The sequence below is a fragment of the Streptomyces sp. R-07 genome (assembly GCF_049913175.1).
In the GTDB taxonomy this organism is placed as follows: domain Bacteria; phylum Actinomycetota; class Actinomycetes; order Streptomycetales; family Streptomycetaceae; genus Streptomyces.
This window is the reverse complement of sequence record NZ_CP183978.1, coordinates 1-21,254: the sequence shown is the minus strand read 5'-3', so window position 1 is coordinate 21,254 and position 21,254 is coordinate 1. Positions and strand designations below refer to the sequence as shown.

General features: G+C 70.3%; 21 protein-coding genes. 16 read left to right on the top strand and 5 right to left on the bottom strand.

All coding sequences use genetic code 11. The features are described from left to right. Positions 1 to 408: 408 nt before the first annotated feature. The 13 genes from ACN9M0_RS00105 to ACN9M0_RS00045 all read left to right on the top strand — a co-directional run bounded on the left by ACN9M0_RS00105 (position 409) and on the right by ACN9M0_RS00045 (position 13,330). Positions 409 to 945: a hypothetical protein gene (locus ACN9M0_RS00105; RefSeq protein WP_426402798.1), complete on the top strand. Its 537-nt coding sequence runs from the start codon at positions 409 to 411 to the stop codon at positions 943 to 945. 43 nt (positions 946 to 988) lie between these two features. Then, on the top strand, positions 989 to 1,273 hold the full coding sequence (locus ACN9M0_RS00100; protein WP_426402797.1) for a hypothetical protein: 285 nt from the start codon (positions 989 to 991) through the stop codon (positions 1,271 to 1,273). A gap of 12 nt (positions 1,274 to 1,285) precedes the next feature. Continuing rightward, positions 1,286 to 1,966, top strand: a complete 681-nt coding sequence (locus ACN9M0_RS00095) for a hypothetical protein (RefSeq protein WP_426402796.1) — start codon at positions 1,286 to 1,288, stop codon at positions 1,964 to 1,966. An 872-nt stretch (positions 1,967 to 2,838) separates the two neighbouring features. Beyond that, complete coding sequence (locus ACN9M0_RS00090) at positions 2,839 to 3,999, top strand: ATP-binding protein (RefSeq protein ID WP_426402795.1); 1,161 nt, start codon at positions 2,839 to 2,841, stop codon at positions 3,997 to 3,999. Next, positions 3,933 to 4,625 carry an ATP-binding protein gene (locus tag ACN9M0_RS00085; protein ID WP_426405260.1) on the top strand — a complete coding sequence of 231 codons (693 nt, stop codon included), beginning with the start codon at positions 3,933 to 3,935 and terminating at the stop codon, positions 4,623 to 4,625. Before ACN9M0_RS00090 ends, ACN9M0_RS00085 begins: the two co-directional genes overlap by 67 nt. A 223-nt stretch (positions 4,626 to 4,848) precedes the next feature. Next, on the top strand, positions 4,849 to 6,015 hold the full coding sequence (locus ACN9M0_RS00080; protein ID WP_426402794.1) for a DNA gyrase subunit B: 1,167 nt from the start codon (positions 4,849 to 4,851) through the stop codon (positions 6,013 to 6,015). A gap of 308 nt (positions 6,016 to 6,323) precedes the next feature. Next, a complete protein-coding gene (locus tag ACN9M0_RS00075; protein WP_366042549.1) occupies positions 6,324 to 7,061 on the top strand; it encodes a lactate dehydrogenase in 738 nt (245 codons plus the stop codon). Between the two features lie 3 nt (positions 7,062 to 7,064). After that, positions 7,065 to 8,171, top strand: a complete 1,107-nt coding sequence (locus tag ACN9M0_RS00070) for a hypothetical protein (protein WP_426402793.1) — start codon at positions 7,065 to 7,067, stop codon at positions 8,169 to 8,171. Between the two features lie 237 nt (positions 8,172 to 8,408). After that, the gene (locus ACN9M0_RS00065; protein ID WP_426402792.1) at positions 8,409 to 10,628 is read left to right on the top strand and encodes an FG-GAP repeat domain-containing protein; all 2,220 of its coding nucleotides are present in this window, start codon (positions 8,409 to 8,411) and stop codon (positions 10,626 to 10,628) included. A 118-nt stretch (positions 10,629 to 10,746) separates the two neighbouring features. After that, on the top strand, positions 10,747 to 11,424 hold the full coding sequence (locus tag ACN9M0_RS00060; RefSeq protein WP_426402791.1) for a class I SAM-dependent methyltransferase: 678 nt from the start codon (positions 10,747 to 10,749) through the stop codon (positions 11,422 to 11,424). Positions 11,425 to 11,545: 121 nt separating this feature from the next. Further along, positions 11,546 to 12,363, top strand: a protein-coding gene (locus tag ACN9M0_RS00055) for an IS5 family transposase (RefSeq protein WP_426402790.1) whose coding sequence is annotated in 2 segments (ribosomal slippage) — positions 11,546 to 11,888 and positions 11,888 to 12,363 — 819 coding nt in all. Because the reading frame shifts where the segments join, the coding sequence is not laid out codon by codon here. A gap of 150 nt (positions 12,364 to 12,513) precedes the next feature. Further along, positions 12,514 to 12,792, top strand: coding sequence for a hypothetical protein (locus tag ACN9M0_RS00050; protein WP_426402789.1), 279 nt, complete (start codon positions 12,514 to 12,516; stop codon positions 12,790 to 12,792). 19 nt (positions 12,793 to 12,811) lie between these two features. Beyond that, positions 12,812 to 13,330, top strand: a complete 519-nt coding sequence (locus tag ACN9M0_RS00045; protein ID WP_399702135.1) for a multiprotein-bridging factor 1 family protein — start codon at positions 12,812 to 12,814, stop codon at positions 13,328 to 13,330. Positions 13,331 to 13,860: 530 nt separating this feature from the next. Here ACN9M0_RS00045 and ACN9M0_RS00040 read toward each other — a convergent pair. Further along, positions 13,861 to 14,805 carry a LysR family transcriptional regulator gene (locus ACN9M0_RS00040; protein ID WP_366042641.1) on the bottom strand — a complete coding sequence of 315 codons (945 nt, stop codon included), beginning with the start codon at positions 14,803 to 14,805 and terminating at the stop codon, positions 13,861 to 13,863. 145 nt (positions 14,806 to 14,950) lie between these two features. Here ACN9M0_RS00040 and ACN9M0_RS00035 point away from each other — a divergent pair, with 145 nt between their 5' ends. From ACN9M0_RS00035 to ACN9M0_RS00025, 3 genes are all read left to right on the top strand, one after another. After that, entirely contained in the window at positions 14,951 to 15,763 is an 813-nt protein-coding gene (locus tag ACN9M0_RS00035) for an inositol monophosphatase family protein (RefSeq protein ID WP_426402788.1), read from the top strand. Between the two features lie 72 nt (positions 15,764 to 15,835). Next, positions 15,836 to 16,483 carry an NADPH-dependent F420 reductase gene (locus ACN9M0_RS00030; RefSeq protein WP_426402787.1) on the top strand — a complete coding sequence of 216 codons (648 nt, stop codon included), beginning with the start codon at positions 15,836 to 15,838 and terminating at the stop codon, positions 16,481 to 16,483. Between the two features lie 297 nt (positions 16,484 to 16,780). Continuing rightward, positions 16,781 to 16,939 carry a hypothetical protein gene (locus tag ACN9M0_RS00025; RefSeq protein ID WP_426402786.1) on the top strand — a complete coding sequence of 53 codons (159 nt, stop codon included), beginning with the start codon at positions 16,781 to 16,783 and terminating at the stop codon, positions 16,937 to 16,939. A gap of 232 nt (positions 16,940 to 17,171) precedes the next feature. On the opposite strand, the gene ACN9M0_RS00020 is transcribed toward ACN9M0_RS00025, so the two are convergent. The 4 genes from ACN9M0_RS00020 to ACN9M0_RS00005 all read right to left on the bottom strand — a co-directional run. Next, positions 17,172 to 18,104, bottom strand: coding sequence for a hypothetical protein (locus ACN9M0_RS00020; RefSeq protein WP_366042644.1), 933 nt, complete (start codon positions 18,102 to 18,104; stop codon positions 17,172 to 17,174). Positions 18,105 to 18,328: 224 nt separating this feature from the next. Beyond that, positions 18,329 to 18,811 carry a WapI family immunity protein gene (locus ACN9M0_RS00015; RefSeq protein WP_426402785.1) on the bottom strand — a complete coding sequence of 161 codons (483 nt, stop codon included), beginning with the start codon at positions 18,809 to 18,811 and terminating at the stop codon, positions 18,329 to 18,331. A 54-nt stretch (positions 18,812 to 18,865) separates the two neighbouring features. Beyond that, positions 18,866 to 19,096: a transposase gene (locus ACN9M0_RS00010; RefSeq protein WP_426402784.1), complete on the bottom strand. Its 231-nt coding sequence runs from the start codon at positions 19,094 to 19,096 to the stop codon at positions 18,866 to 18,868. A 288-nt stretch (positions 19,097 to 19,384) separates the two neighbouring features. Next, the coding region (locus ACN9M0_RS00005) for a Helicase associated domain protein (RefSeq protein WP_426402783.1) at positions 19,385 to 21,254 on the bottom strand (1,870 nt) is incomplete at its 5' end.

Below are 21,254 nucleotides of genomic sequence, written 5' to 3'. Positions count from 1 at the left end.
GGTGCCCGCCCGACAACAACGCGCTCCCGCGTCACCTCTCTACGCGGACGGCGGGCGTTCCTCATTCGGGTCGGGGTGTGGGCGGCTCTCGCCGCGGGCCCCGCTGCCCTCTTGGTCGCGGTAGACCGTCCCGCCGCCGTGCCGGTGAAGCCGGCCGCTGTCGCCCGTCCCGCTGCCCTGCAGCCGACTGTCGACGGCGCCGGTGAGGGTGGCGGGGCCGCCGGGTTCGCGGAGATGGTGGTGGGGGTGTGGCTGGAGTCGGGTACGGCCACCGAGCCGTCCGTTGAGATGGCTCAGCTGCGGCTGCTGGCACCGGGCGTTCAGGCCCCGAAGTGGGGACGCCGACCCGTCGCAGTCCTACAGGTCGCTGCCCTCCGGACCGAGCGGCAGGGGAGTGGCGTGTGGGCGGTGACGGTAGCCGCCCGCCTCGCGGACGCCGCCGTGGGTGTACCGGGTGATGAGTCGGTGCGGGGGCTGCGGTTCTTCACCGTTCCCGTCACCGAGACCGGCAGCGGTGACGGCCGGGCGTACGCGGCTGGGGCGCCGATGGAAGCGGCCGGGCCGCAGGCCGGGCGGGAGCCCGCCTCGCCCTACACCGCCCGCATCGAGGACTCCGCGCTCGCCGACACGGTGGTCGGGTTCCTGTCCGCGTTCCTCGGTGCCGGCGGCGCGGTCGAGCGCTACCTCGCGCCGGGGACGGTTCTGGCTCGCCCCGAGGCCCGGTTCGCGCAGGTGGAGACCCTCCAGGTTCTCTCCCAGGGCCGGCCTGCCGGCGCCGGACAGGACGGTGCGACCGCCCGCGTCCACGCGGCGGTGACCGCCACCGACGTGGCCGGCCGCACGTGGCCGATGGCGTACGTGCTCACGCTCACCGCACGCGACGGCCGCTGGGAGATCGCCTCCCTCGCCACCGGCCTGGCGGCCTCGGCCGCTCCTCGTTCCTGACCCCTCACCACCGTTCACCCCTGTTCTTGTGAAGGAGTCCGCCATGAGCACCGCTTCTGTTGTCCTTGCCGCCCCGATCAAGGAGATCGGCGACCACCTGCTCAGCCTGGGCGGCGAGTGGGGTGAGAAGGCCCTGATGGTCGTCATCCTCATTTCCGTCGTCATTGCCGTGGCCAGCAAGATGAGCGTCAAGGCGGGGATCGGCGCCCTGATCGGCCTGGTCATCTGTGCCGGTCTCTACCAGTCCCGCGACGAGCTGTCCCAGGCGTTCAAGGAAGAGATCACCAACATCGGCGCCTCAACGCCGACGGCGCCGGCGGGCAAGTGACGGCGCGCAATCATGAGCGCGACTCCCGGCGGGCCCGCGCCCCGGGTCGGCCGCAACTACACCAAGGCCCGCACCCACCCCTGGGTCCTGGGCAAGCTGGGCGACTTCGTCCTGTGGTTCGGCCCCTACAACGCCGGCCAGCTCGTCATCGCGGCCGTCGGCGTCCTGGTCCTGATCAAGACGTTCTCGTGGTGGTCCGGCCTCGGACCCGTTCCGGTCCTCGCCCTCGGCGTGTTGGTGTGGGCGTCCCGTGCCCAGCGGATCGGCGGCCGCGCTCCGGTGTGGGTGCTCTACGGACTGGCCCGGCGGGCGCTCCAGCCCAAGGCGGGCCGGATCGGCGGCCGGGCCGCCCGCCCGCCGAGGACACACCACCTGACCGGCACCGTCCTGATCGAGCACACCACCGATCCCACCGAACCGGTCGGGCCGCTCGAGCCCACCGAGCCGGTCGAGCCCACCGAGCCGGTCGAGCCGGCGGGGGCGGAGGGCCGGCCCGGTCCCCGCCTGGCTGTCCGGCCCGCCCGCCGGTGGCGTCCGGCCGCCACCGATCCGGCCGCCCTGGCCCTGGCCCCGGTCCCGGTCCCGGTCCCGGTCCCGGTCCCGGTCCGGGCGGGCGGAGGCGGGGGTCCGGTTCGCACTCCCTTGCAGCAGATGCTTCATGACCGATCGAAGGCGAAGGGAGCAGCCCGATGAAGCTTCCCTTGCGGCACATCGTCGATCACCTCGTCTGGTCGACCAGCGGCACCGTGTGGGCCGTGTGGTCCCTCACTCCGGCCGGCTCCCGCTACATGCCTGACCGCACCCGCGAGCAGATCACCGCCCAGGTCACCGCTCTGGTGCGGTCCCTGCCCGGCAGTGCCCGGATGCTCGGGCTGTGTGCCCGGATTGACGCGGGCGAGGTCGTCGCCGGAACTCTGGACGGCGTCGACTACCGGCGGCACGAGGCGTGGGCGGAGGTCGCCGAAGGCGCAGCTGCGGCTGCTGGCGGGCGAGGACCTTCACGAGCCGGTGGACATGCACCGGCGCACTGTGTGGCTGGCCGTCCCGCTTCCCGCGCTCGGTGGCAGGGGGCAGTGGCAGGCGACGGCCGGGACGGCGTGGTCGGAGCTCGCGGGGCTGCTGGGGCTGCCGCCGGCGCCGGTGAGGGCCCGCGAGGTCGATGAGTACCGGGAGCGGGCCGAGCAGGTGGAGGCCCAGCTCACCGGCGGGATCCAGCTGCGGCGGGCGACGCCGGCGGAGATCGTGTGGATGCACCAGCATGCCGTCGGCCGCGGCCTGGAGGCCGAACTCCTCGGCGAGGCTGAACGCTCCACGTTGTGGGGGAGCCGTATGACGGGCGGGATCCTGCGCTCCCCGTCCCACGCCGACCTCGGCCACGCCTGCCTCCTCGAAGGCGGCCAGCACGCCGGCACACCGCAGCCGAGACGGGGGCGGGTGGGAGGGCGGGGGAGTGGCGGGGCGGCCGGGGGAGTGGCGGGGCGGCCGGGAGTCTGGCCGGCCGGCGCTGGCTGCAGGTCGAGTCCGAGGCCGGCACCTCCTACCAGGCGCACCTGGCGCTGGCGGAGATGCCCCGGCGGTTCACTGCGGCCGGGGCGGAGTTCTTCGCGGAGCTGGACCGGCTGCCGTTCGCGGTCGACTGGGTCGTCGATCTGTCGACCGTCGCTTCCGAGAAGGTCGTCGCCGCGGTCACGAAGAAGAAGCGGGACCTGGTCGACCAGGCCGACCAGTACGCCGCCCGCCGTGCGACCGGTCTGCCGGATGCTCTGCACGATGCCGCCGACGACCTGGGCGACCTGGGGGCCCGCGCGTCGCGGTCCAGTGTCGAGGTCGAGGTGCAGTCCGTGACCGCCTTGAGCGTCTGGGGCACCACGCCGGCCGAGTGCGACCAGCGGGCTGCCGCCCTGCAGGCCCGCCTCAAGGGCGCGAACTACCGGCTCGTGCGCCCGGTCGGCGGCCAGGAGGAACTCTTCACCCTCGGCCTGCCGGCCGCGGTGACACCGGCGGCGGTCCGCCAGTATGTCCAGCACGAACTGGGGGAGGACTGGGCGATGCACGGCGCCCTGCACGGGCAGGCCTTCGGTGACCCGACGGGCGCGATGGTCGGCTACTCGCAGGACATCGGCACGATCTCCCCGGTCCTGCTGAACATCGCCGACGCCCCCGTCCACAACGCCGGCGCCAGCTTCGCGCTCGCCGGTGACCTCGGCGGCGGCAAGTCGACCCTGCTCAAGCTGATCACGGGATCGGTCGTCGACCGCGGCGGCCGGGCGATCGCGATCGACCGCACCAAGTCCCGCGAGTGGGCCCGCTTCGCCCGCTCCGCCGCGCCGGGCCGCTGCCAGGTCGTCGACGCCGCCACCGCCGACATGTCCATCGATCCCCTGCGCGTGTTCACCGACCCGGCCGTCGGCGCCCGCTACGCCCTGTCCTATCTGACCGTGCAGCTCGGCGTCGGAGCGATGACCGAGCACGGCGCCCTGCTGAAAACCGCGGTCAAGCAGGCCGCCGCCGCCCCCTATCCGTCGATGTCCCTCGTCCTGGACGCCCTTCAGGAGATGTCCTGGAAGACAGCGCCCGCGGCCGGCGCGCGGCTGCGCTCGTCGAATGGCTCCGGGTCGCGGCCGACGAGCCGCTCGCGGCAGCTGTCTTCGACCACACCCTGCCGCCGCTCGACCTGGCCGCAGGCCTCGCCTCCGACTTCGTCGTCATCACCACCACCGGCCTGACCCTCCCGCCCCGCGAGGCCGCGACCAACCCCGAACGGCTGCGCTCCCAGCCGCTGGAGGCACTGATCGGCCGCGCCGTGCTCTACCTGATCGCCGCGATCGCCCGCGAGACCGTGTTCACCGACCCCCGCTTCACGCTCCTGCCCCTGGACGAGGCGTACTGGCTCACCTCCTCCACCGAGGGCCAGGCGTTGATCGACGAGATCGTCTACGACGGCCGCAAGCACGGCGCCGGCGTCGGACTCGGCTGCCACGACGTCCTCGAACTCGGCACCTCCACCACCCAGGGCCTGCTCGCCCACCGCTTCCTCGCCCGCACCGCCGACCCCGTCCTCGCCGCCCGCGGCCTGGCCTGGCTCGGCCTGCCCGCAGACGACGAGGACCTGCTGCGCATGGTCACCACCGACCTCTCCCCCTACGGAGGGCCCGAGCGGGCCGGCGAGTTCCTGGCCCGCGACCCCCGCATGAACATCGGCCGCTTGAACACCGGCCTCCCAAGCGACCCATCCCAGTCTCCACGAACTGCCCCGCTGCAATCCCCAAGTTGGCCCGCCCGGCCATGTACGTGCTCCGAGAGGAGTCCAGCGATGAAGCGACCGGCCACTGTGTTCCGGGCAGGTGTGTGACGCATCGGAATCGGGGGCCTCGGGGTCGCCGGAATTGGGGTCTGGCGCGGTCTCCACAAGCCCCCGGCTGCCCTCCGACAGCGGCGCGCGATCCCTGGGCAGACCTCCTCCGAACAGGCGCCCACCCGCCCGCCTACGCCCTCGACGAATAAGGCCTGACCTGGCATCTTCCCTAGATCCGCCTAGGCTGGAGGCTCCGCTGGAGACACCATTGGGGGGCCTAATGAGTGACGCCGAAAATCCGTACGACGCCAGCCACATTCAGGTGCTGCAGGGGTGGGAAGCCGTGCGGATGCGGCCCGGGATGTACGTTGGCTCGACCAGCCAACGCGGCGTGCACCGGATGGTGTTCGAAATCGCCTGCCGGGCGGTGAACGAAGTCCTGGCCGGGCGTGCCAGCGCCGTCGATGTCACCCTCACGTCCGACGGCGGTGTACGTGTCGCCGACGACGGACCAGGTGTCCCGGTCGAGGCCGCCGGGGACAATGGCCGTCCCGGCCTCGAGGCCCTGCTGACTCACATGCACCCGGGGGCGGAGCCAGGCGGCCGCCATGCTGTGGCCATGAGTCTCTTCGGCGTCGGGCCCTGCGTCATCAACGCCTTGTCGAGCCGCCTGACAGCCGAGGTGAGACGCGAGGGCGTCCACTGGGTTCAGGAGTACGCCCGCGGCGTCGCGCTCACCGCACCCACCAGCGCAGGACCGACGACGGCAAGTGGGACCACCATCGCCTTCTGGCCCGACACCGACATCTTCGAGACGGCGCAGTGCTCGTTCGCGGTGCTGGCGGAGCGTTTCAGGGAACTGGCCTTCCTCAACCGGGGCCTGGACATCTCGCTGACCGACGAACGCCCCCCGGGCAGGTCCCGATCGGTGCGGTGCTCTTTCCCGGGCGGTGCTCGTGACTTCGTCGACTTCCTCGGCGCGCAGGCGGGAGCGTCCGTTCACCCAGACGTCATCGGCTTCGAGCGCGAGGACCCCCGGATCGCCGGGACGATCGAGGTGGCCCTGCGGTGGCGTGGCTCCCACGAGGAGCAACTCCACAGCTACGCCAACAGCGAGCCCACACCCAACGGCGGCACGCACATGGCAGGATTCCGCGACGGCGTGGCGGCCGCGGTCAACGCGCACCTGCGGGAGCGGCGGCTCCTGACGGAAGCAGCCCCCGATCTCAGCGTCGACCGGATCGGCGACGGCCTTACGGCGGTCGTGTCGGTGAAGCTGGACCGGCCGGAGTTCTCGGGCTCAACACGCGGCATGCTGGGCGGCGCCGCAGTGCGCGCCAGCGTCTCCCAGGCCGTACGGGAATACCTCGGCACATGGCTGGAGAGACACCCAGAGCAGGCCGCAGCCATTGCCTGCCGGATCACCCAGGACACCCGCCAGGACTGAGCAGCCGCGAACCACCCTTGTCGGGTCCCAGGACGGGACCCCACAGGGCCGGTCGAGGTGAAGTGCCCCGGCTGGCCTTGCTCACCGGTTTCGGTCTGGCTCAGGTTCCGTGGTGCCGACACGGTGAGTGATCACGGCTAATAGAAAGCGCGAAGGATGAGCTGAACTTCTCGGCGCCACTCCGCAGCCGTATCGTCCGCTCCGGATGGTGCGACGAGGTCCTCGTCGCCTCCGGCTCCGAGGTCAGCGCCCGCGGACTCGTCACCGATCTGGAGGACCTGACCCAGGTCACCCGCTCACCGGTCCGGGTGGCCGTCGCCTCCCCGGACACCATGGGCGACTGCGACTGCGACTGCGACTGCGACTGCGACGCGGTCGTGGTCTCCCCGCGCGCCACGTTCACCAACACCGCCACCACCGATGTGCGCATGGCCGGACTTACGGCGAACGCGCCGCTCATCAAGGCTCTCGCCCGGCAGCTCACCGGCTACCCGGGCGTGGCAGTGATGGTCACCAACCCCGTCGACATCCTGACGCGCCTGTTCGCCGAGGTGTCCGGCTGCCCGCGGGTGCTGGGCGTCGGGGCCGCTACGGACACCGCCCGCTACCGCCTCACCCTGGCCCGCCTGTTGCACGTGCCCCCCGATGCCGTACGCGGGCACGTGATCGGCGAGCACGGCGACGCCGCCGTCATCTGCGCCTCCACCACCACCGTCCACGGCCGCCCCGCGCCCGTTCCGGTCCAGCGGGTGCGCGACGAGCTCGCCGCCCGGCCCCGCCGGATCAGCGCCGGGATCGGCCGCACTCGCTCCGGCCCGGCCGGCGCCGTCCTGACCGCCCTCACCCACGCCCTCGGCCTCGACGACGGCGTCACCGAGGTGTCGACCCGCCAGGACGGCGGCGTCTGGCTCGGCATGCCGGTGCAGTACACCCGCGGGCGGCCGACCCCGTGCCCGCCGCCACTCGACTCCTCCGAGGCCGCCCAGCTCGCGGCGTCCGCGGACAAGCTCCACACCGCCTACACCCAGCTCGACAAGGAGATCTGACCCGTGAGTGCTGTACGTATCGCCACCGCCGACGGCCACGCCGTCACCGTGACCAGCGTCGGTGACGCCGTCCCGGACTGGGCCGCCCGCTACTTCGGCGCCTGGTGGACCGCGACGCCGGTCACGGACATCGCCGGGCCCGTGGTCTCCGGCGACGTCGACGAGGAGGAGCTGCGCGCCCTGACGGCCGTGGTCGACGGCTCCTTGCCCGAGCGGATCGAGTACGCCGGCGCCGAGATGCTCTATGTCCGCGAGGACACCATGGTCACGGCCGTCCAGCCGACGGAGGGTCTCGCCTACCGGTGGGACGCGGAATGGAAGCTGCTGCGGATCGTCGGCACCGACGAGACCGCCGTCGCCACCGCCGCCGCCCGACTGGCCCGCGAGGTCGTCCGGGCCCAGCTCCTCGCCGACGGCTGGGCGGTCCTGCACGCCTCCGCCGTCACCGGCCAGGACGGAGCCACGATCCTCACCCTTGGCGACAAGGGCGCGGGCAAGACCACCACCGCTTTCACTCTCGCCCGCGCCGGATCGGCCATGCTCGCCAACGACCGCGTCTTCGCCCGCGTCGACGACTCCGGAACGGTGCGGGTGCTGCCGTGGCCGTCCGCCGCCGCGATCGGCTTCGGACTCCTCGACGCGCTCGACCTCGTCGAGACCACCCGCGAACGCCTCGCCTCCGGCGAGCAGATGCACCCCACCCAGCACCAGAAGGTGACCGACGCCCTCCTCGCCGGGGGCCGCGAGCCGTTGTGGAAGTCGTCCGGCAAGGAGCTGAAGCCGCAGTTCTGGCCTGACCAGCTCGTGAGCTGGCTGTCCATCCAGCTCGCCACCCAGGGCCACGCGGCCGGAATTCTCTTCCCGCAGATCACCCACGATGCCGCCCCGCGGCTGATCGAGATCTCGCGCGGCGTGCAGGACGGCGACTTCTTCGACGAGACCACCGAGGACCGCTACCCCGACGCGTTCGGGCTCCTGCCCCCGGCCGCCGACCACACCGCCCTGCGCGCCCGCCTGGCGGAACTGCCCCGGCAGGGCCTCGTCATGAACCACGACACCAGCGTCAACGCCACGGTCCTGAAGGACGCCGTGGCCCGCCTGAGTGTTTGACCCTCACGCTGGCAGTCCGAGCATTTTCCGCGGGGACCCGACTAGCGCACGGTGCCCCTCCCTGCCCCAGCCGCGCGAGGAGGGGTGCCTCGATAACACGCTGAGGACTGATGAGGACTGTCCGGCTGGGTAGGGACCCGAAACCCCCGGGCTTTCCGTGCAACTATTCGAGCTGTTCGCGAGTCTGAGTCGGACACGGCATTTCCGTGTCCGACTCAGACTTGTGGGGGCTTCACCTTGCAGTTCCGTTCCACCGGCAGCCGTCTCGCCACCGCCGTCACGGCCGTCCTCGCGGTCACCGCCCTCGGCGCCGGCACGCTGGCGACCGCCCCGGCCGCGCTCGCGACGACATCGGCCTCGTCCGGGCAGGCCGACACCACGCTTCCCGTCTACCCCGAGGGCTCCTCCCTCGCGGGCGCGGGCACCAGCGGGTTCTTCACATACGACTACGTCGACGCCGACAGCATCACGGACCTGGTCTGGACGCCCTACCACGGAGGAGCCTCGAAGCGGCTCCGGCATCCCAAGGACGGCGGCTACGCCCTGGCGGGCAACGACGTGGCCGTCGTCGGCGACGACAGCTGGCCCGATGCCATGCAGTCGATCACCTTGTGGAACATGGCCGACCCGGCGGCCCCGGGCGTGGACATCGACCTCGGCGCGCTGAACGGCACCTACGTGGCCGTGCTGAGCCCGACGAGCGTCCTCGCGGACATCCGGAAGGCGGACGACACGAGCGAACTGCGCGTCGTCACCAAGGACGGCGCCACCACGACCACCCGAAAGATCACGGGCCTGCCGGCGGACGCCACCGAGATCAGCGGCTCGACGGTCCTCGGAAGCTCCGTTCTCGTGAGGTACGCGGCGGGCCCGCCGGACGCGCGCACCGGCCACCGGGCCCTGGTCGACGTGGCGGCCGGGACGATGACCGAGACCTACTCCTCCGCCAAGGCCGGATACAACAACGACTCCGGCCACCTGACGTTCTCCGCTTCGCACGTGGCCTGGCTCGACCAGGACGACACCGAGGCGTACGTCACGTCCGTCGACCGCAAGACGGGCGAGGAGAAGAAGACCGTCCTGGGCGACAGCTTCCACGAGTGGTACTACGAGCTGGTGGGCGACTGGTTGGTGTACGGCGCCTACTGGGCACCGGCCAAGGCCGTCTCCCTGACCAGCGGCGAGACTCGCGTCCTCGACGTCACGGCGTCGGAGTCGGCGCCCTCGGCCGACGGCAGCGCGGTGCTGCGTGGCAGCCGTGACGCCGACGGCGACGGGCTGTTCCGCGTCGGGGCCGGTGCGGACGGCACCCCGATGGTCACCAAGGTGGCGGAGACGGGCCAGGTGATGCCCCCGCTGGAGATCGAGCAGGTCCACGTCCCCGACGCGGTGAACCTCGACCAGACCGGCGGCAAGGCGACCCTGGGCTGGACGCTGTCGCGCGCCGACGCCTACCTGGACGTCACGCTCACGCACACCGCCACCGGCAAGGAGTTCAAGAAGCGCCTGGCCGCACCCGCGAGCGGCACGCTGTTCTCCTTCGACTGGGACGGCGTCATCGCGGGCGTCGATGCGCCGAACGGCACGTACGGCGTGGAGGCCGAGGCAACGCTCCTCGACGGCACCGGCGAGCCCGCCTACCAGGGCTGGCTCATGAACATCACCCGCACGTACAACCCGCACGACTACACCAACAACGGCTCCACCGACGTCCTCGCCCGGGACGCAGCCGGCGTGCTGTGGCGCGACGACCTGCGGGACCGTCCGGACTACGGCCAGGTCAAGCCGGCGCAGCGGACGAAGATCGGCCCCGGCTGGCAGACGTACAAGCAGATCGAGGCCGTCGGCAACGTCGGCGGCGGCGCCGTCGGCGATCTGATCGCGGTCGACGGCTCCGGTGTGCAGTGGCTCTACCTGGGCAAGGGCGACGGCACGTTCGCCACCCGGGTGCAGGTCGGCACCGGCTGGCAGATCTACAACAAGCTCGCCGGCGGCTCGGACCTCGACGGCGACGGCCGTTCCGACCTGGTGGCCACGGACAGCGCCGGCGTCCTGTGGTTCTACAAGGGCACGGGCAGCTACACGAAGCCGTTCGCGCCCCGGGTGAAGGTCGGCGGCGGCTGGCAGATCTACAACCAGCTCACCGCCGTCGGGAACATCGCCGGTTCGGCAGCCGGGGACATGGTCGCCCGCGACACCTCCGGCGTCCTGTGGCTCTACCAGGGCAATGGCAGTGGCGGCTTCTCCACGCGCGTGAAGATCGGCGCCGGCTGGGGCGCGTTCTCCCAGCTCGTCGGCGCGGGTGACCTCGACAACGACGGCCGCCCGGACCTGATCGCGTACGGGGCGGGCGGCACGTACGTCTACCGCTCGACGGGCTACGCTACCGTCCCCTTCAGCCGTCAGTCGACGTCGCTGTACGCGGGCGAGGGCACGAAGTTCAACAGCGTGATCTGAGGCATGTCCGTGCTTTGAACGGACCGGTTCGCCCGCGGTGTCCCTCCTCGTCCCAGCCGAGGGGGAGGGACACCGTACGGTTGTCGCCGTCCGGCCCGTGTACCCGGAGGACCCGTTCATGACCAGCGCCGCGCCCACCACCCCGGCCGAGTACTGGGACAAGTACAAGCCCTATCGGGGAGAGGGAGACCAGCCCCGGCCCCAGGCCGGGGCTTTCGACTGGACCGGGCTCGCCGACGGCGGGCCCGGCGCCGAACTCCTCGGCACCCCCGCCACCGCCCTGGACCTCGGGCCGGCGGAGGGCGAGAACGCGGCCTTCCTCGCCGGCACGGGGGTGGAGGTCACCGCCGTGGACTTCTCGGCCGTGCAGGTCGAACGTGCCCGGCGCTTCTGGGACGGCGAGCCCCGGCTCACGTTCGTGCACGCCGAGGCGTGCGCCTTCCTCGACGAGAGCACCTGCCGGTTCGACGCGATCTACTCGACCTGGGGAGCGGTCTGGTTCACCGACCCCGAGGAGCTGTTCCCGCGCGTCGCCGCACGCCTCACGCCTGGCGGCGTCTTTGCGTTCTCGCACCGCGAGCCGATCGTCGGCCAGTACGGTGCGCAGGAGACGGGCGGGAAGTGGCTGGAGGGCCGCGAGACCGAGCTGACCGTCTGGCGCTGGCAGTACGGGCCCGAGCAGTGGGCCGACATCCTCAAGCGCCACGCCTTCACCGCCGTCGACGCGAAGGTGCTGCCGAACCCCGACCCGGCCGCCCTCGGCACGCTCCTGGTCACCGCCACGACCGCCCCCTGACCTGCAGCGCGCTGGCTTCACGGCAGACCCAGCCGTGAACGTGGCCCCCGCCGGCCTCTTCCCGCGGGGCCACATGCGTTAAGACCGTGTCCTATGTGGTGAGGCGGTCGTTAGGGGCGTCATGGGGCGGGGTACGTGGAGTTGGATGGTTCCGGACGGGTTGTGGGAGATCGCGAAGCCGCTGATCCCGCCGTCGCGGGTGCGGCCGCAGGGTGGTGGGACGCAGGACACGCCTGATGAGACGCTGTTCGCCGCGATCGTCTACGTGCTGGTGTCCGGCTGTGCCTGGCGGGCCCTGCCGCCCTGTTTCGGGGTTTCGAAGTCGACCGCGCACCGACGGTTCCTGATCTGGTCCCGTGCCGGGGTGTGGGGCCGGCTGCACGAGGAGATCCTGCACCGCCTGGACGACGCCGGCCTGCTCGACCTGTCCCGCGCGGTCCTCGACTCCGCCCACGTGCGGGCGAAAAAGGGGGCGAACTCACCGGTCCGAGCCCCGTGGACCGCGGCAGGGCGGGTTCCAAGATGCACGTCCTGTCGGACGCGAACGGCCTGCCCCTGGTCGTCGGCGTCACCGCGGCCAACACCCACGACAGTCAGGCCCTGAAGCCCGTGGTGCTCGGTCACCAAACGAGACACGACCCTCACCGCGGCCGTCATTTCAAGCCCCAGCGTCTGCATGCCGACAAGGCCTACGACATACCTGAGCTGCGAAAATGGCTCCGCGGGAAACGCGTCGGGGTCCGTATCGCCCGCAAGGGCATCGAATCCAGCGAACGACTCGGCCGCCGCAGGTGGGTCATCGAGCGGACCATGTCCTGGCTGACCGGCTACCGCCGGCTCAACCACCGCTACGAGCGCCATCCCCGCAACTACCTGGCCTTCCTCGGCCTCGCCGCCGCCCTCTGCTGCTTCAAGCGACTGGTCCGCCTCACCACATAGGACACGGTCTTACTCAGTGGCACGATGCTCTCACGCAACGTGGCGAGCCAAACGCCCGTACGTATGAAGCCGGTTGGAGCCGGACGCCCTCACAACCCGAGGGCACCCCCATGACCGCCCTGTGGCGGCAGGTACAGAGAGAGAAGCATCATGTCCCGCATCCGTACGATCTCCCCCAAGCAGCCTCTCGCCGCCGCCGCCGGCGCCGCCGTCATCATCGTGATCGTGGTGACAGCCGCCGCCCTGACCGCGCTCACCGGCGAGGCCTCGCCCACGCGACCGCTCAATGTCCTCGGCCTGCTCGTCGCCTCCGCCGCCATCGGCGTCCTCACGATCCGCCTTGCGGCCACCGGAATCGCCGACCGGCTGCGCACCTCGGCGATGCGCATCCTCACCCCCACACCCCCACACCCTCGCAGGGCTGAGTGAGGGCAGAGGAGGTGGCTCCATGGCGACCCGGAAGGGCCGGCCACCGAGCCCGGTGGCCAACGCCGTCAACGGCCTGGGCAAGTTGGCCGAGTACCTCCGAGCGGCACGCTGCAAAAGGGAACTGTCCCGCGAGCAGCTCGCGATCAAGCTCGGATGCTCCATCACGACCATCCAGCGTGCCGAAGGAGGAAAGACCCCTCCCGCACGCGACACCCTCGACGGGTACATCCGCGTCTGCGTCCTGGACCACACCCAGGCCGAGGCGCTGTGGAGTAAGGCCGTGAACCTCTGTCGCGGCCGCACGCCACGCACCTACACACAGGCCCCCGGCCCGATCTTGTGCGCACCGCCGACGAACTCGGCGCCGCGCTCGCCCGGGTCTGGGAGCAGGACGGCCGCCCTTCGACGAGGGAAATGGAGAGGCGCGCGGAGGGCCGCTACAAGGAGACCAGGGCGCCTCTCTCCCGCAGCACGGCGGAGAGGATCTCCCGGCGCAAGTCGCTGCCGGGTTCGGAGCGAACTTTGTACGCGTACCTGATCGCCTGTGAGGTGCCCGAGGCGAAGTTCCCCATGTGGGCCCAGGCATGGGGACGCATCCAAGGGAGGCGCCAGGCCGTGCGGGACAGAGTGCGAAGAGAAGCCAGGAGGGTCATCCAGAAGCAGGCTCCCGAGGCCACGTCCCGCATGCGGGACGTGGCCTCATCCCGCTCGACAAGTTCCGCGGATCGGTGGCGCCGTGGTCCGCTCGACACATCACCTGTGACACGGTCAGCCGATTCCGGCTCCGATCCGTCCTCGAAGGCACCGCCCACTGCCCCGTCTGCGACGAGCTGCTCCCTCCCGTTATGAGTCAGGGGCACTAGCGGAAGCCGCCGTGAGCCCGCCTGGCTTTGTCCATGAGTACGGTTCCGTTCTTATGGACAAGCCACCCGCCGGACGGTCCTCTTGGCTTTGTACACGAGTAGCGACGTCGTTTTGACGCGACATTGGGAGTCGCACGCTCGCGCGAATAGGTGGTGTTCACGAGAACGGGAGTCAGCTGCCGCGGGCCTTCCCCGGGCGCATCCGTCACTGCCCGGACCGGTTGGTGAGGGGCTGTTGAGAGGCGGTCGGTGGTGCGAATAGTGCCTGGACGGTTTCGGCGGCTGTTTCGCGCAGCCAGGTGTGGGCGCGGTCGTCGTCGTAGCGCTGGTGCCACAGCAGGTACAGCGGGACATCGGGCAACGGCAGTGGCAGCGGCAGCATGACCAGGCCGAGTTGGTCCCGTGCCGTGCGGGTGACCGCGTCGGGAAGGGTGACCACCAGGTCGGTGCCCAGGGCGAGTTGGAGCGCGAAGGCGGCGGTGGGTCCGGCGGCGACGACGCGTCGTTCGAGGCCGCGCGTGGTCAGGGCGTCGTCGATCGGGTCGCGCAGGCTTCCGCGCCGCGAGACGGTGAGGTGTTCGGCGGCCGCGTAGCTCTCGAGGCTCATCGGGGTTTCGGTGAGGGGGTGGCCTGGGCGGACGGCGACGACCAGCCGGTCTCTGCCGACGAGGCGGTGGCGGATGTCGGGGAGCGTCGGTCGGCTGGAGCTTGATTCGAGGTCGATCTCACCCCGGCGCAGCTCGGCGTCGTCCGTCCCGGGTTCGGCGGACAGGCGCAGCCGGACACCGGGGGCCTGGCGGTGGACGGCCGTAGTCAGGGCGGTGCCGCAGGCAGCGGTCAGGGCGTCGTGCCAGCGCACGGTGAACACCCGGTCCAGAGCCGCCAGGTCGAGTTCCTGCTGCGCGGAAAGAAGTTGGTGGGCCTGTTGCACGAGGGCGTGGACCTCGGCGCGCATGGCCAGCGCGCGGGTGGTGGGGACCATGCTGCGGCCGGTGCGGACCAGGATCTGATCACCGGTGGCCTTGCGGATGCGGCCCAGGGTGCGGCTCATCGCCGGTGAGGTGACGTGGAGGCGTGCTGCGGCGCCGGCGACACTGCCCTCTTCCAGCAGGGCGTCCAGGGCCGTGAGCAGATTCAAGTCCAGTTGCATGACAGTAACTCTACAAGTGACAAGCATGCACTTGTTGTTAATGATCGGGCGGCCTACCTTCGAAGTGCCGGGGGCGAGACAACCGCCCCGATCACACCGATCAGACCGATCCGAACCCGGTCCGACCGACCCCAAGGAGCCCACCATGAGCACAGCCATGCCTTTCGCCGCCGGTACGACGCTCCTCGCCGACGTGACCGCCGCAGTAAAGACCGCCGGCGCCACGCTGCGCGACCGTCACACCCCGCACGCCCGGGGCGTGAGCCTCGACGAGGTCGTCGGCGAGATACACGCCAACGACGACGCGGTGCTGGAGGTACTGCGGGAACCGCTGCTGGCGGCCCGGCCGGGGTCTCAGTGGGCCGAGGACGAGCTGGCCGGCGGCGCGCTCCCGGCCGGGGAGTGGTGGGTCGTCGACCCCGCCGAGGGCAACATCAACCACGTACACGGCATGGACGACTGGGCCGTCACCGCCACCCTGGTCCGCGACAACCAGCCGGTACTCACCGTCGTCCACCTGCCGCTGACCGGCGACACCTACACCGCGGTCGCCGGCGGCGGCGCCCACCTCAACGACCGTCCCCTGACGGTGTCCGCCAAGACCGACCTGGGCGCCGCGCTCATCGGCACCGGTCAGGCCAAGCCCGGCGAGGACGAGCGCACCTTCCGGCGGATCGGCGACTCCGTCACCGCGATGCTCGTCAACGGCCTGGTCGTACGGGTGTCCGTTCCCGCCACGATGCAGCTCATCCACGTCGCCGCCGGACGCATGGACGCGTTCTGGCAGTTCTCCGACGTCCGCTCCGGCCTGGTCGCCGGTGCCCTGTTGGTCTCCGAGGCCGGAGGCACCGTCACCGACCTGGCCGGCGAACCCTGGAACACCGCCAGCCGCGACTTCCTGGCCTCCGCCCCCGGCATCCACGCCGCCACCCTCAAGGTCCTCTCGCCGATCGCCTGAGCAGAGGTACGTACCTGCGTACGTGCATACCCGCCCACCCCTCCCACTCGATACCGCAAGGAGCATCACCGCATGACCCACATCGGCATCCTGGGCGCCGGCCGCGTCGGCGCCAACCTCGCCGGCAAACTCTCCGCAGCCGGACACCACGTCACCCTCGGCGGCCGCAGCCCCGAGGACCCCGCCGCCCGCACCTCCGCGCCCGCCGCCCCGCGGATCGCCTTCGCCGACCAGCGCACCACCGCCCGCACCGCGGACATCGTGATCAATGCGACACCCGGCGACAGCTCCCTGGACCGCCTCACCGACCTGCGCACCGAACTCGCCGGCAAGATCCTCGTCGACGTCTCCAACGCCACCCGCGACGACGGTGACGGCTTGCCCGGCAACCTGTGCTATCCCGGCAGCAGCCTGGCCGAGAAGCTCCAGGCCGCGCTCCCCGACACCCACGTGGTCAAGACCCTCAACACCATGCTCTTCATGGTCATGACCGCCCCCGACACCCTCGCCACCCCACCGACCGCCTACCTCTCGGGCGATGACGAACACGCGAAGAAGACCGTCACCGGCCTGCTCGGCGACCTCGGCTGGCAGCCCGAACGGATCGAAGACCTCGGCGGCATCACCACGGCCCGCGCCACCGAGGCCATGATCCTGGTCGTGCCCCACATCCTGCGCCGACACGGCTTCAAGCCCTTCGCCGTCTCCCTCGCCCGCTGACCCCACCAAGACCGGGTTCAGACCAAAACAAGGTAGCGGGCTCGTACGAGGCAGCTGGGCGCTGGCACGGACAACGCCCGCTGGGCTGCAAGTGACGCCCGAACTCATCGACATTGATCACGCTTGCTACACGCGAGGCGACTCCCGAAGCCGTCGACGAGCGGCTCCCATTCCCGTGTACAGAGCCACTGGAGCCTGATGTGGCAGGGCCCTCTGGCCGCATCGACAAGCCCGTACGCGCCTGACCAGGGGAGGCTGTGGGATGGGCCCGGAGCGCAGTGAAGGAGGCCATCCCGAGTGGTTCTCACCCCGCCCTTCGAGCCGATGCTCGCCCAGGCCGCCGAGTACCTACCCGGCTCCGGCGTCCTAGCGAGCGGCTTCGCGGCGGAGCAGAAGTTCGACGGCCACCGCGCGATCCTCTTCACCCCCACCGGCCCCGGTGATGGCACTCTTTGAAATCGGCCACCTCTTGCTCGGCGGTGACCCCAGACCTGCTCAGTGGATCTCCCCACATTGCCTGATAGCCAGTCGGCTCTAGGGGCAGGGGCCCTCGACCGCGGACCGCCAACTGACAGCGGCTTGCGTCAGGGTCCGCGTAAGCGTGAGGGCTCGCACCTCGAAGGTGGTCCTTCATCGCGGTGCGCGAGCTCTTGGCTGCGCGGCGGCGGTGGGCGACTTTCGGCAGGGCTCAGATGTGGGGCCAGTCATGGCCGGCTGTCACCTCGCGTGCGATACGACGCCACTGGTCCTCTCCCCCAGGCAGAGGCCATGCCCAGGTCGGCTGTTCCGCGGTGTTCAGGTCGTGAAGGAGACGGACGAGCTGTGGGCCAGCGGTGGCGGCACCGTCTGGAACGGTGGGGCCATGAACGGTGCGGAGCTCGGCGAAGCGTGCCAGTTCGTCCTCGTAGAAGCCCGTGGCCTCATTGATGCGCGCGGTCAGGTCATCGCGCGGCACCGTACAGTGCAACTGCAGCAGCGGAGGCTCGACGGATTCGGCGATCGCCGCGGCGAGCCGCGCGTGACCGTCCAGGATCAGATGGCAGTCAAGGCCACTTATCCACCACAACAGGACAGGTGGAAGCGTCCCTTCACGGGCCTGCTTGCGGTACGCCCTGACCCGGCTGTCGTCAGCATTGGGCATTGGCCGCAGCGGAAGGACCTCCCACGAATGGGAATGGAGGAACCAGTCGATGCATCCGTCCGGATGCCCTTCGACGAGCATCGAGCTCCAGTAATCGGCATGCGAGGTCTCGGCGTGGCGCCAACGCCGGAGGGGGCTGTCGCACGAGAGCAGCCACCGGCCCTCATGCAGAGGGCTGTCCGGCGAGTCGACGAGGTACTGAGCAAAGCGGTGAGCCCAGCGTTCCGGGCTGCCTGCCAGGGCACGCCCGGCATCGGCGCGCAACGGCGGAACGAAGGAGCGGTACTCATCGGTGCGCCAGAAGTCCACGCCCTGGAGTTGCTCATCGACAACGGCGAGCAATACAGACCGCGACAGCTGGGAGACCTGCAGTTGCGGCCCGGCACTGAACACGCACAGCCCCGGCTGGTGGCGGTCCTGTACGTCCAGGGACAGGCCCATCCACGTGCCGTCGTCCCTCGTGACATCGCTACGCTGCATGGCGAGAGCGTAGACGGCTGCTGAATGGGCCCCGGTGGTCCCCCTGACAGCCCGACACACCTCCCTCAATCACACGACCCGGCGCCCCGGCCAGAGACACGCGAGGGTGCTCGCTGAAGTTCCTCACCCCGTTGAACGTCGGACCGAGTGAGGCGACGACCGGCCCTGGCCGATTTCAGGGCTGTGGCGGATATTTCGTGATGCCCGCCATCACACGATGCTGATCAGCGGGGCGGGAAGGACGCCAGAGCAAGATCCCACTGCTCAGCGGCGTGAAGCAGCGCATCCGTATCCGCCCGTACCTCCACGGCGTACTGGTAAATGCCCGCGCTCTCAGCACCCTGCTGCCATGGAGGCGCAGCCTCCAAGGACAGGTGAACGCGAATCACCACCACGCCCTCGCTCCGATCGGCGAGGCTGAAGCCAAGAACCGGTTCGACGAACCAGGTGTCCGGAGACAACTCGCCTTCGGCATCCCGATCGGTCGCGGGCACTGTCTCAGCGGCCACCGCGCGCAGCCAGGCGGTCACCTCACGGGCCTCGTCGGTCAGCAGACATGGATCAGTGAACGACCAAATGCCCTGGGGAGTCGTCACCTTTCCACCGATGACCAGCCAGTTGTTGTCGTACGAGTCTCCCGGGGCGGCGGGGAACTGGTAGCGCAGGGGCCAGAGCTCGACGCTGCTCACATGATCACTCAACAGCACGACCGCAGGATGTCACATCTAGCCCGGTAACCCCAGGTCAGGAGACCGTCCCGGTCATGGAGGCTGAGCGAGGACGAGGGTCCGCAGGAGCGCGAAGGAGGCCCGGCCGTATGACCGGCGCTTGATCAGCTTGATGCGCGTGACCTGACCTTCGACGGCGCCGGAGCTCCAGGGCAGGGTGAGGCCGTTGACAACAGCGTCCCAGTCGTTCTGGAGGAAAGCGGCGAAGCCCTGGACCGGCTGTGGTCCCTGGTCGAGGGGCGGCGGACACTCTTCGAAGGCCACCTCGGCGGCAGCCGCCGGCCAACTCGAACACTCCACCATTCCGCCGGAAGACAGGAACAGCACGTCTACCAACCCCACGCCCGCCTGCCCTGCCCTCGCATCGCGACCTGCAGCCCGCACACAGACCTGAACGCCTTATCGGTCCATCGGGTAATGGGGGCGCGGGAATCCGATCGACGAACGCCGCACCGCACCCAGGACAGCAGGCGGGCCGGGCCGCCCCAAGCCCTCTCGACCACCATGGCGTTGTGACCGCCCCCTGGCGCGACGTTCTGGTGCCAGGGAGTGTCAGATGCTCGCTGCTGCCCACTCCAGTCCAAGCGCAGCCAGCATCCGGAGCCTGTCAGCGGCGAGCTTCCCTCGCCTCGATTTCGCGTTCGACAGAAATACCCCCAGCTTCACCTGAGTCCCATCAGGCAAAACCTCGATGTGAGAGCGGCTGACAGGCCCCACGGCACCCTCTCGCGCTTTGTACTGCGTCAGAGCCGCGACACCCCGTTCGAACGCGCCAGAGGCAGCCTTGGAGGCCCTAGCGGTTCCTTCCAATTCAGAGGCGTGTGGGATGACGCCGATGGTCTGCAGGCGTTCACGTTGCCCGTCGGTCAGGGCCGCCCACACCTCGGGCTTGCGCTGCTTGGCGAGCCATTTGCCGATGTCCATGCCGTGGACGGTGACGCCGGGTTCGATGTAGCCGAGGATGGTTTCCTCGGCGAGCATCTCCCGTACCACCGCGTAGTGGCGTTGCCACTCGGCGGGCCATGACGGGTTCCAGTCCTCATCGACCTCGCGCAGCGCTTCCTCCCACGCGGGACGGCCCTCCAACGCGCCGGGGCGGCGGAGGTTGGACAGCCACTGCCCGATCGGCCGGTCCAGCATGGTCGCGGTCCGGGGCGCGCACAGCGTCCAGTGCTCCTCGTAATACGCACGCGCGGCCTGAAGGTTCTCCTGGAACCGCTCATCCACCGGCGACCACACCATGCCCAACTTCTCCAGCCGCTTCGCCCGCAGACCACTCATCTGCCCCGCCCCGAACGCCCGTCGCTGCTCCGCGACCCACTGCCCCAACGGGTACGCACCCTCCCTGTGCCCGTACGGAACCCGGGCATGACCCTCCCGCCCGGCATACTGCTTGAGCTTCACCCAGCCACGCGCCCAGTCCTGCTTCTCCGTGTCGATCACGTTGAACGACACCCACTCCGCGACCATCACCGGATCACGCGGAGCAGCAAAACGAAGCAACAGACGAGATTCCTCCTCACCCTCCCCGGGCGCCGGACCGATATACCCGGACGGCTGTACGACGTCCTTCTGCGGCTCCTGAGGAATCGCCAACAGCTCCACAGCCTCCTCATCGTGAGCGCGCAGACCCTCAAGGACCTTCACCAAGGGCCGGTACGATCCCGAAGTGAACATGTCCTCCGGCTTCTCCCCGGGCTGGAGAAAAACCGGCACGATCAAAGAAGCGACCTTCCCCTCACCCGGCTTCTGACGGAGAGCCCGACCGATGGCCTGGACGATGTCATGCGGTGCGCCCTTGGGGTCCAAAAGAGCGACACTATCCACCGCTCTGATGTCGACGCCTTCCCCCAGAACGCGACAATTCGAAAGCACCGCCCGCCGCGCCGTCGTACCGAAGCCGCCCAGCACCTCCCGCCGGCGCTCCGGGACGTGCTCGCCGCACAGCCAGTCCGCCCAGATCCTCGCCGGGTACTTCCCGGGCCGGTCGGCATGCAGTTTCGCCGCAACACGGTCCAGGCCCTCCGCGTACGCCTGTGCCTCTATCGTCCGGTGGTGGAAGCTGATGCAGGTCGACAGGTCGTGCTGCGCCATCGTGTGCAAGAGCGCAGCCTGGAGGGCTCCGAGGCGCTCACCGCGCACCTTCTCGCTGTGCCGCTCCTCGCCCATCAGCCGCTCGGGCGTGACGACCGGGTCCTTCAGCTCCAGCACGATGATCTGATACCGCGCCAGCAGACCGCGCGACACGGCCGACGCGAGCGAGAGCTTGTACAGGACCGGCCCGAAGACCTTCTCGTCATCCATGGAGGCCGCCATCTCGCGCGGCAACGGGTCCCGCACCCCCTCGGCTACCTCGCGGTTCAGGCGCTCCTCCCAGATCCGCGGTGTGGCCGTCAGATACAGCCGGCGGTGCGACGGGATG

Excerpts from the sequence above, each read along its gene's own strand:
- ACN9M0_RS00095 (WP_426402796.1), top strand. The coding sequence starts at position 1,286 with ATGAGCGCGACTCCCGGCGGGCCCGCGCCCCGGGTCGGCCGCAACTAC.
- ACN9M0_RS00060 (WP_426402791.1), top strand. The coding sequence starts at position 10,747 with ATGACCAGCGCCGCGCCCACCACCCCGGCCGAGTACTGGGACAAGTAC.
- ACN9M0_RS00100 (WP_426402797.1), top strand. The coding sequence starts at position 989 with ATGAGCACCGCTTCTGTTGTCCTTGCCGCCCCGATCAAGGAGATCGGC.
- ACN9M0_RS00040 (WP_366042641.1), bottom strand. The coding sequence starts at position 14,805 with ATGCAACTGGACTTGAATCTGCTCACGGCCCTGGACGCCCTGCTGGAA.
- ACN9M0_RS00035 (WP_426402788.1), top strand. The coding sequence starts at position 14,951 with ATGAGCACAGCCATGCCTTTCGCCGCCGGTACGACGCTCCTCGCCGAC.
- ACN9M0_RS00050 (WP_426402789.1), top strand. The coding sequence starts at position 12,514 with ATGTCCCGCATCCGTACGATCTCCCCCAAGCAGCCTCTCGCCGCCGCC.
- ACN9M0_RS00090 (WP_426402795.1), top strand. The coding sequence starts at position 2,839 with ATGCCCCGGCGGTTCACTGCGGCCGGGGCGGAGTTCTTCGCGGAGCTG.
- ACN9M0_RS00080 (WP_426402794.1), top strand. The coding sequence starts at position 4,849 with ATGAGTGACGCCGAAAATCCGTACGACGCCAGCCACATTCAGGTGCTG.
- ACN9M0_RS00045 (WP_399702135.1), top strand. The coding sequence starts at position 12,812 with ATGGCGACCCGGAAGGGCCGGCCACCGAGCCCGGTGGCCAACGCCGTC.
- ACN9M0_RS00020 (WP_366042644.1), bottom strand. The coding sequence starts at position 18,104 with ATGCAGCGTAGCGATGTCACGAGGGACGACGGCACGTGGATGGGCCTG.
- ACN9M0_RS00030 (WP_426402787.1), top strand. The coding sequence starts at position 15,836 with ATGACCCACATCGGCATCCTGGGCGCCGGCCGCGTCGGCGCCAACCTC.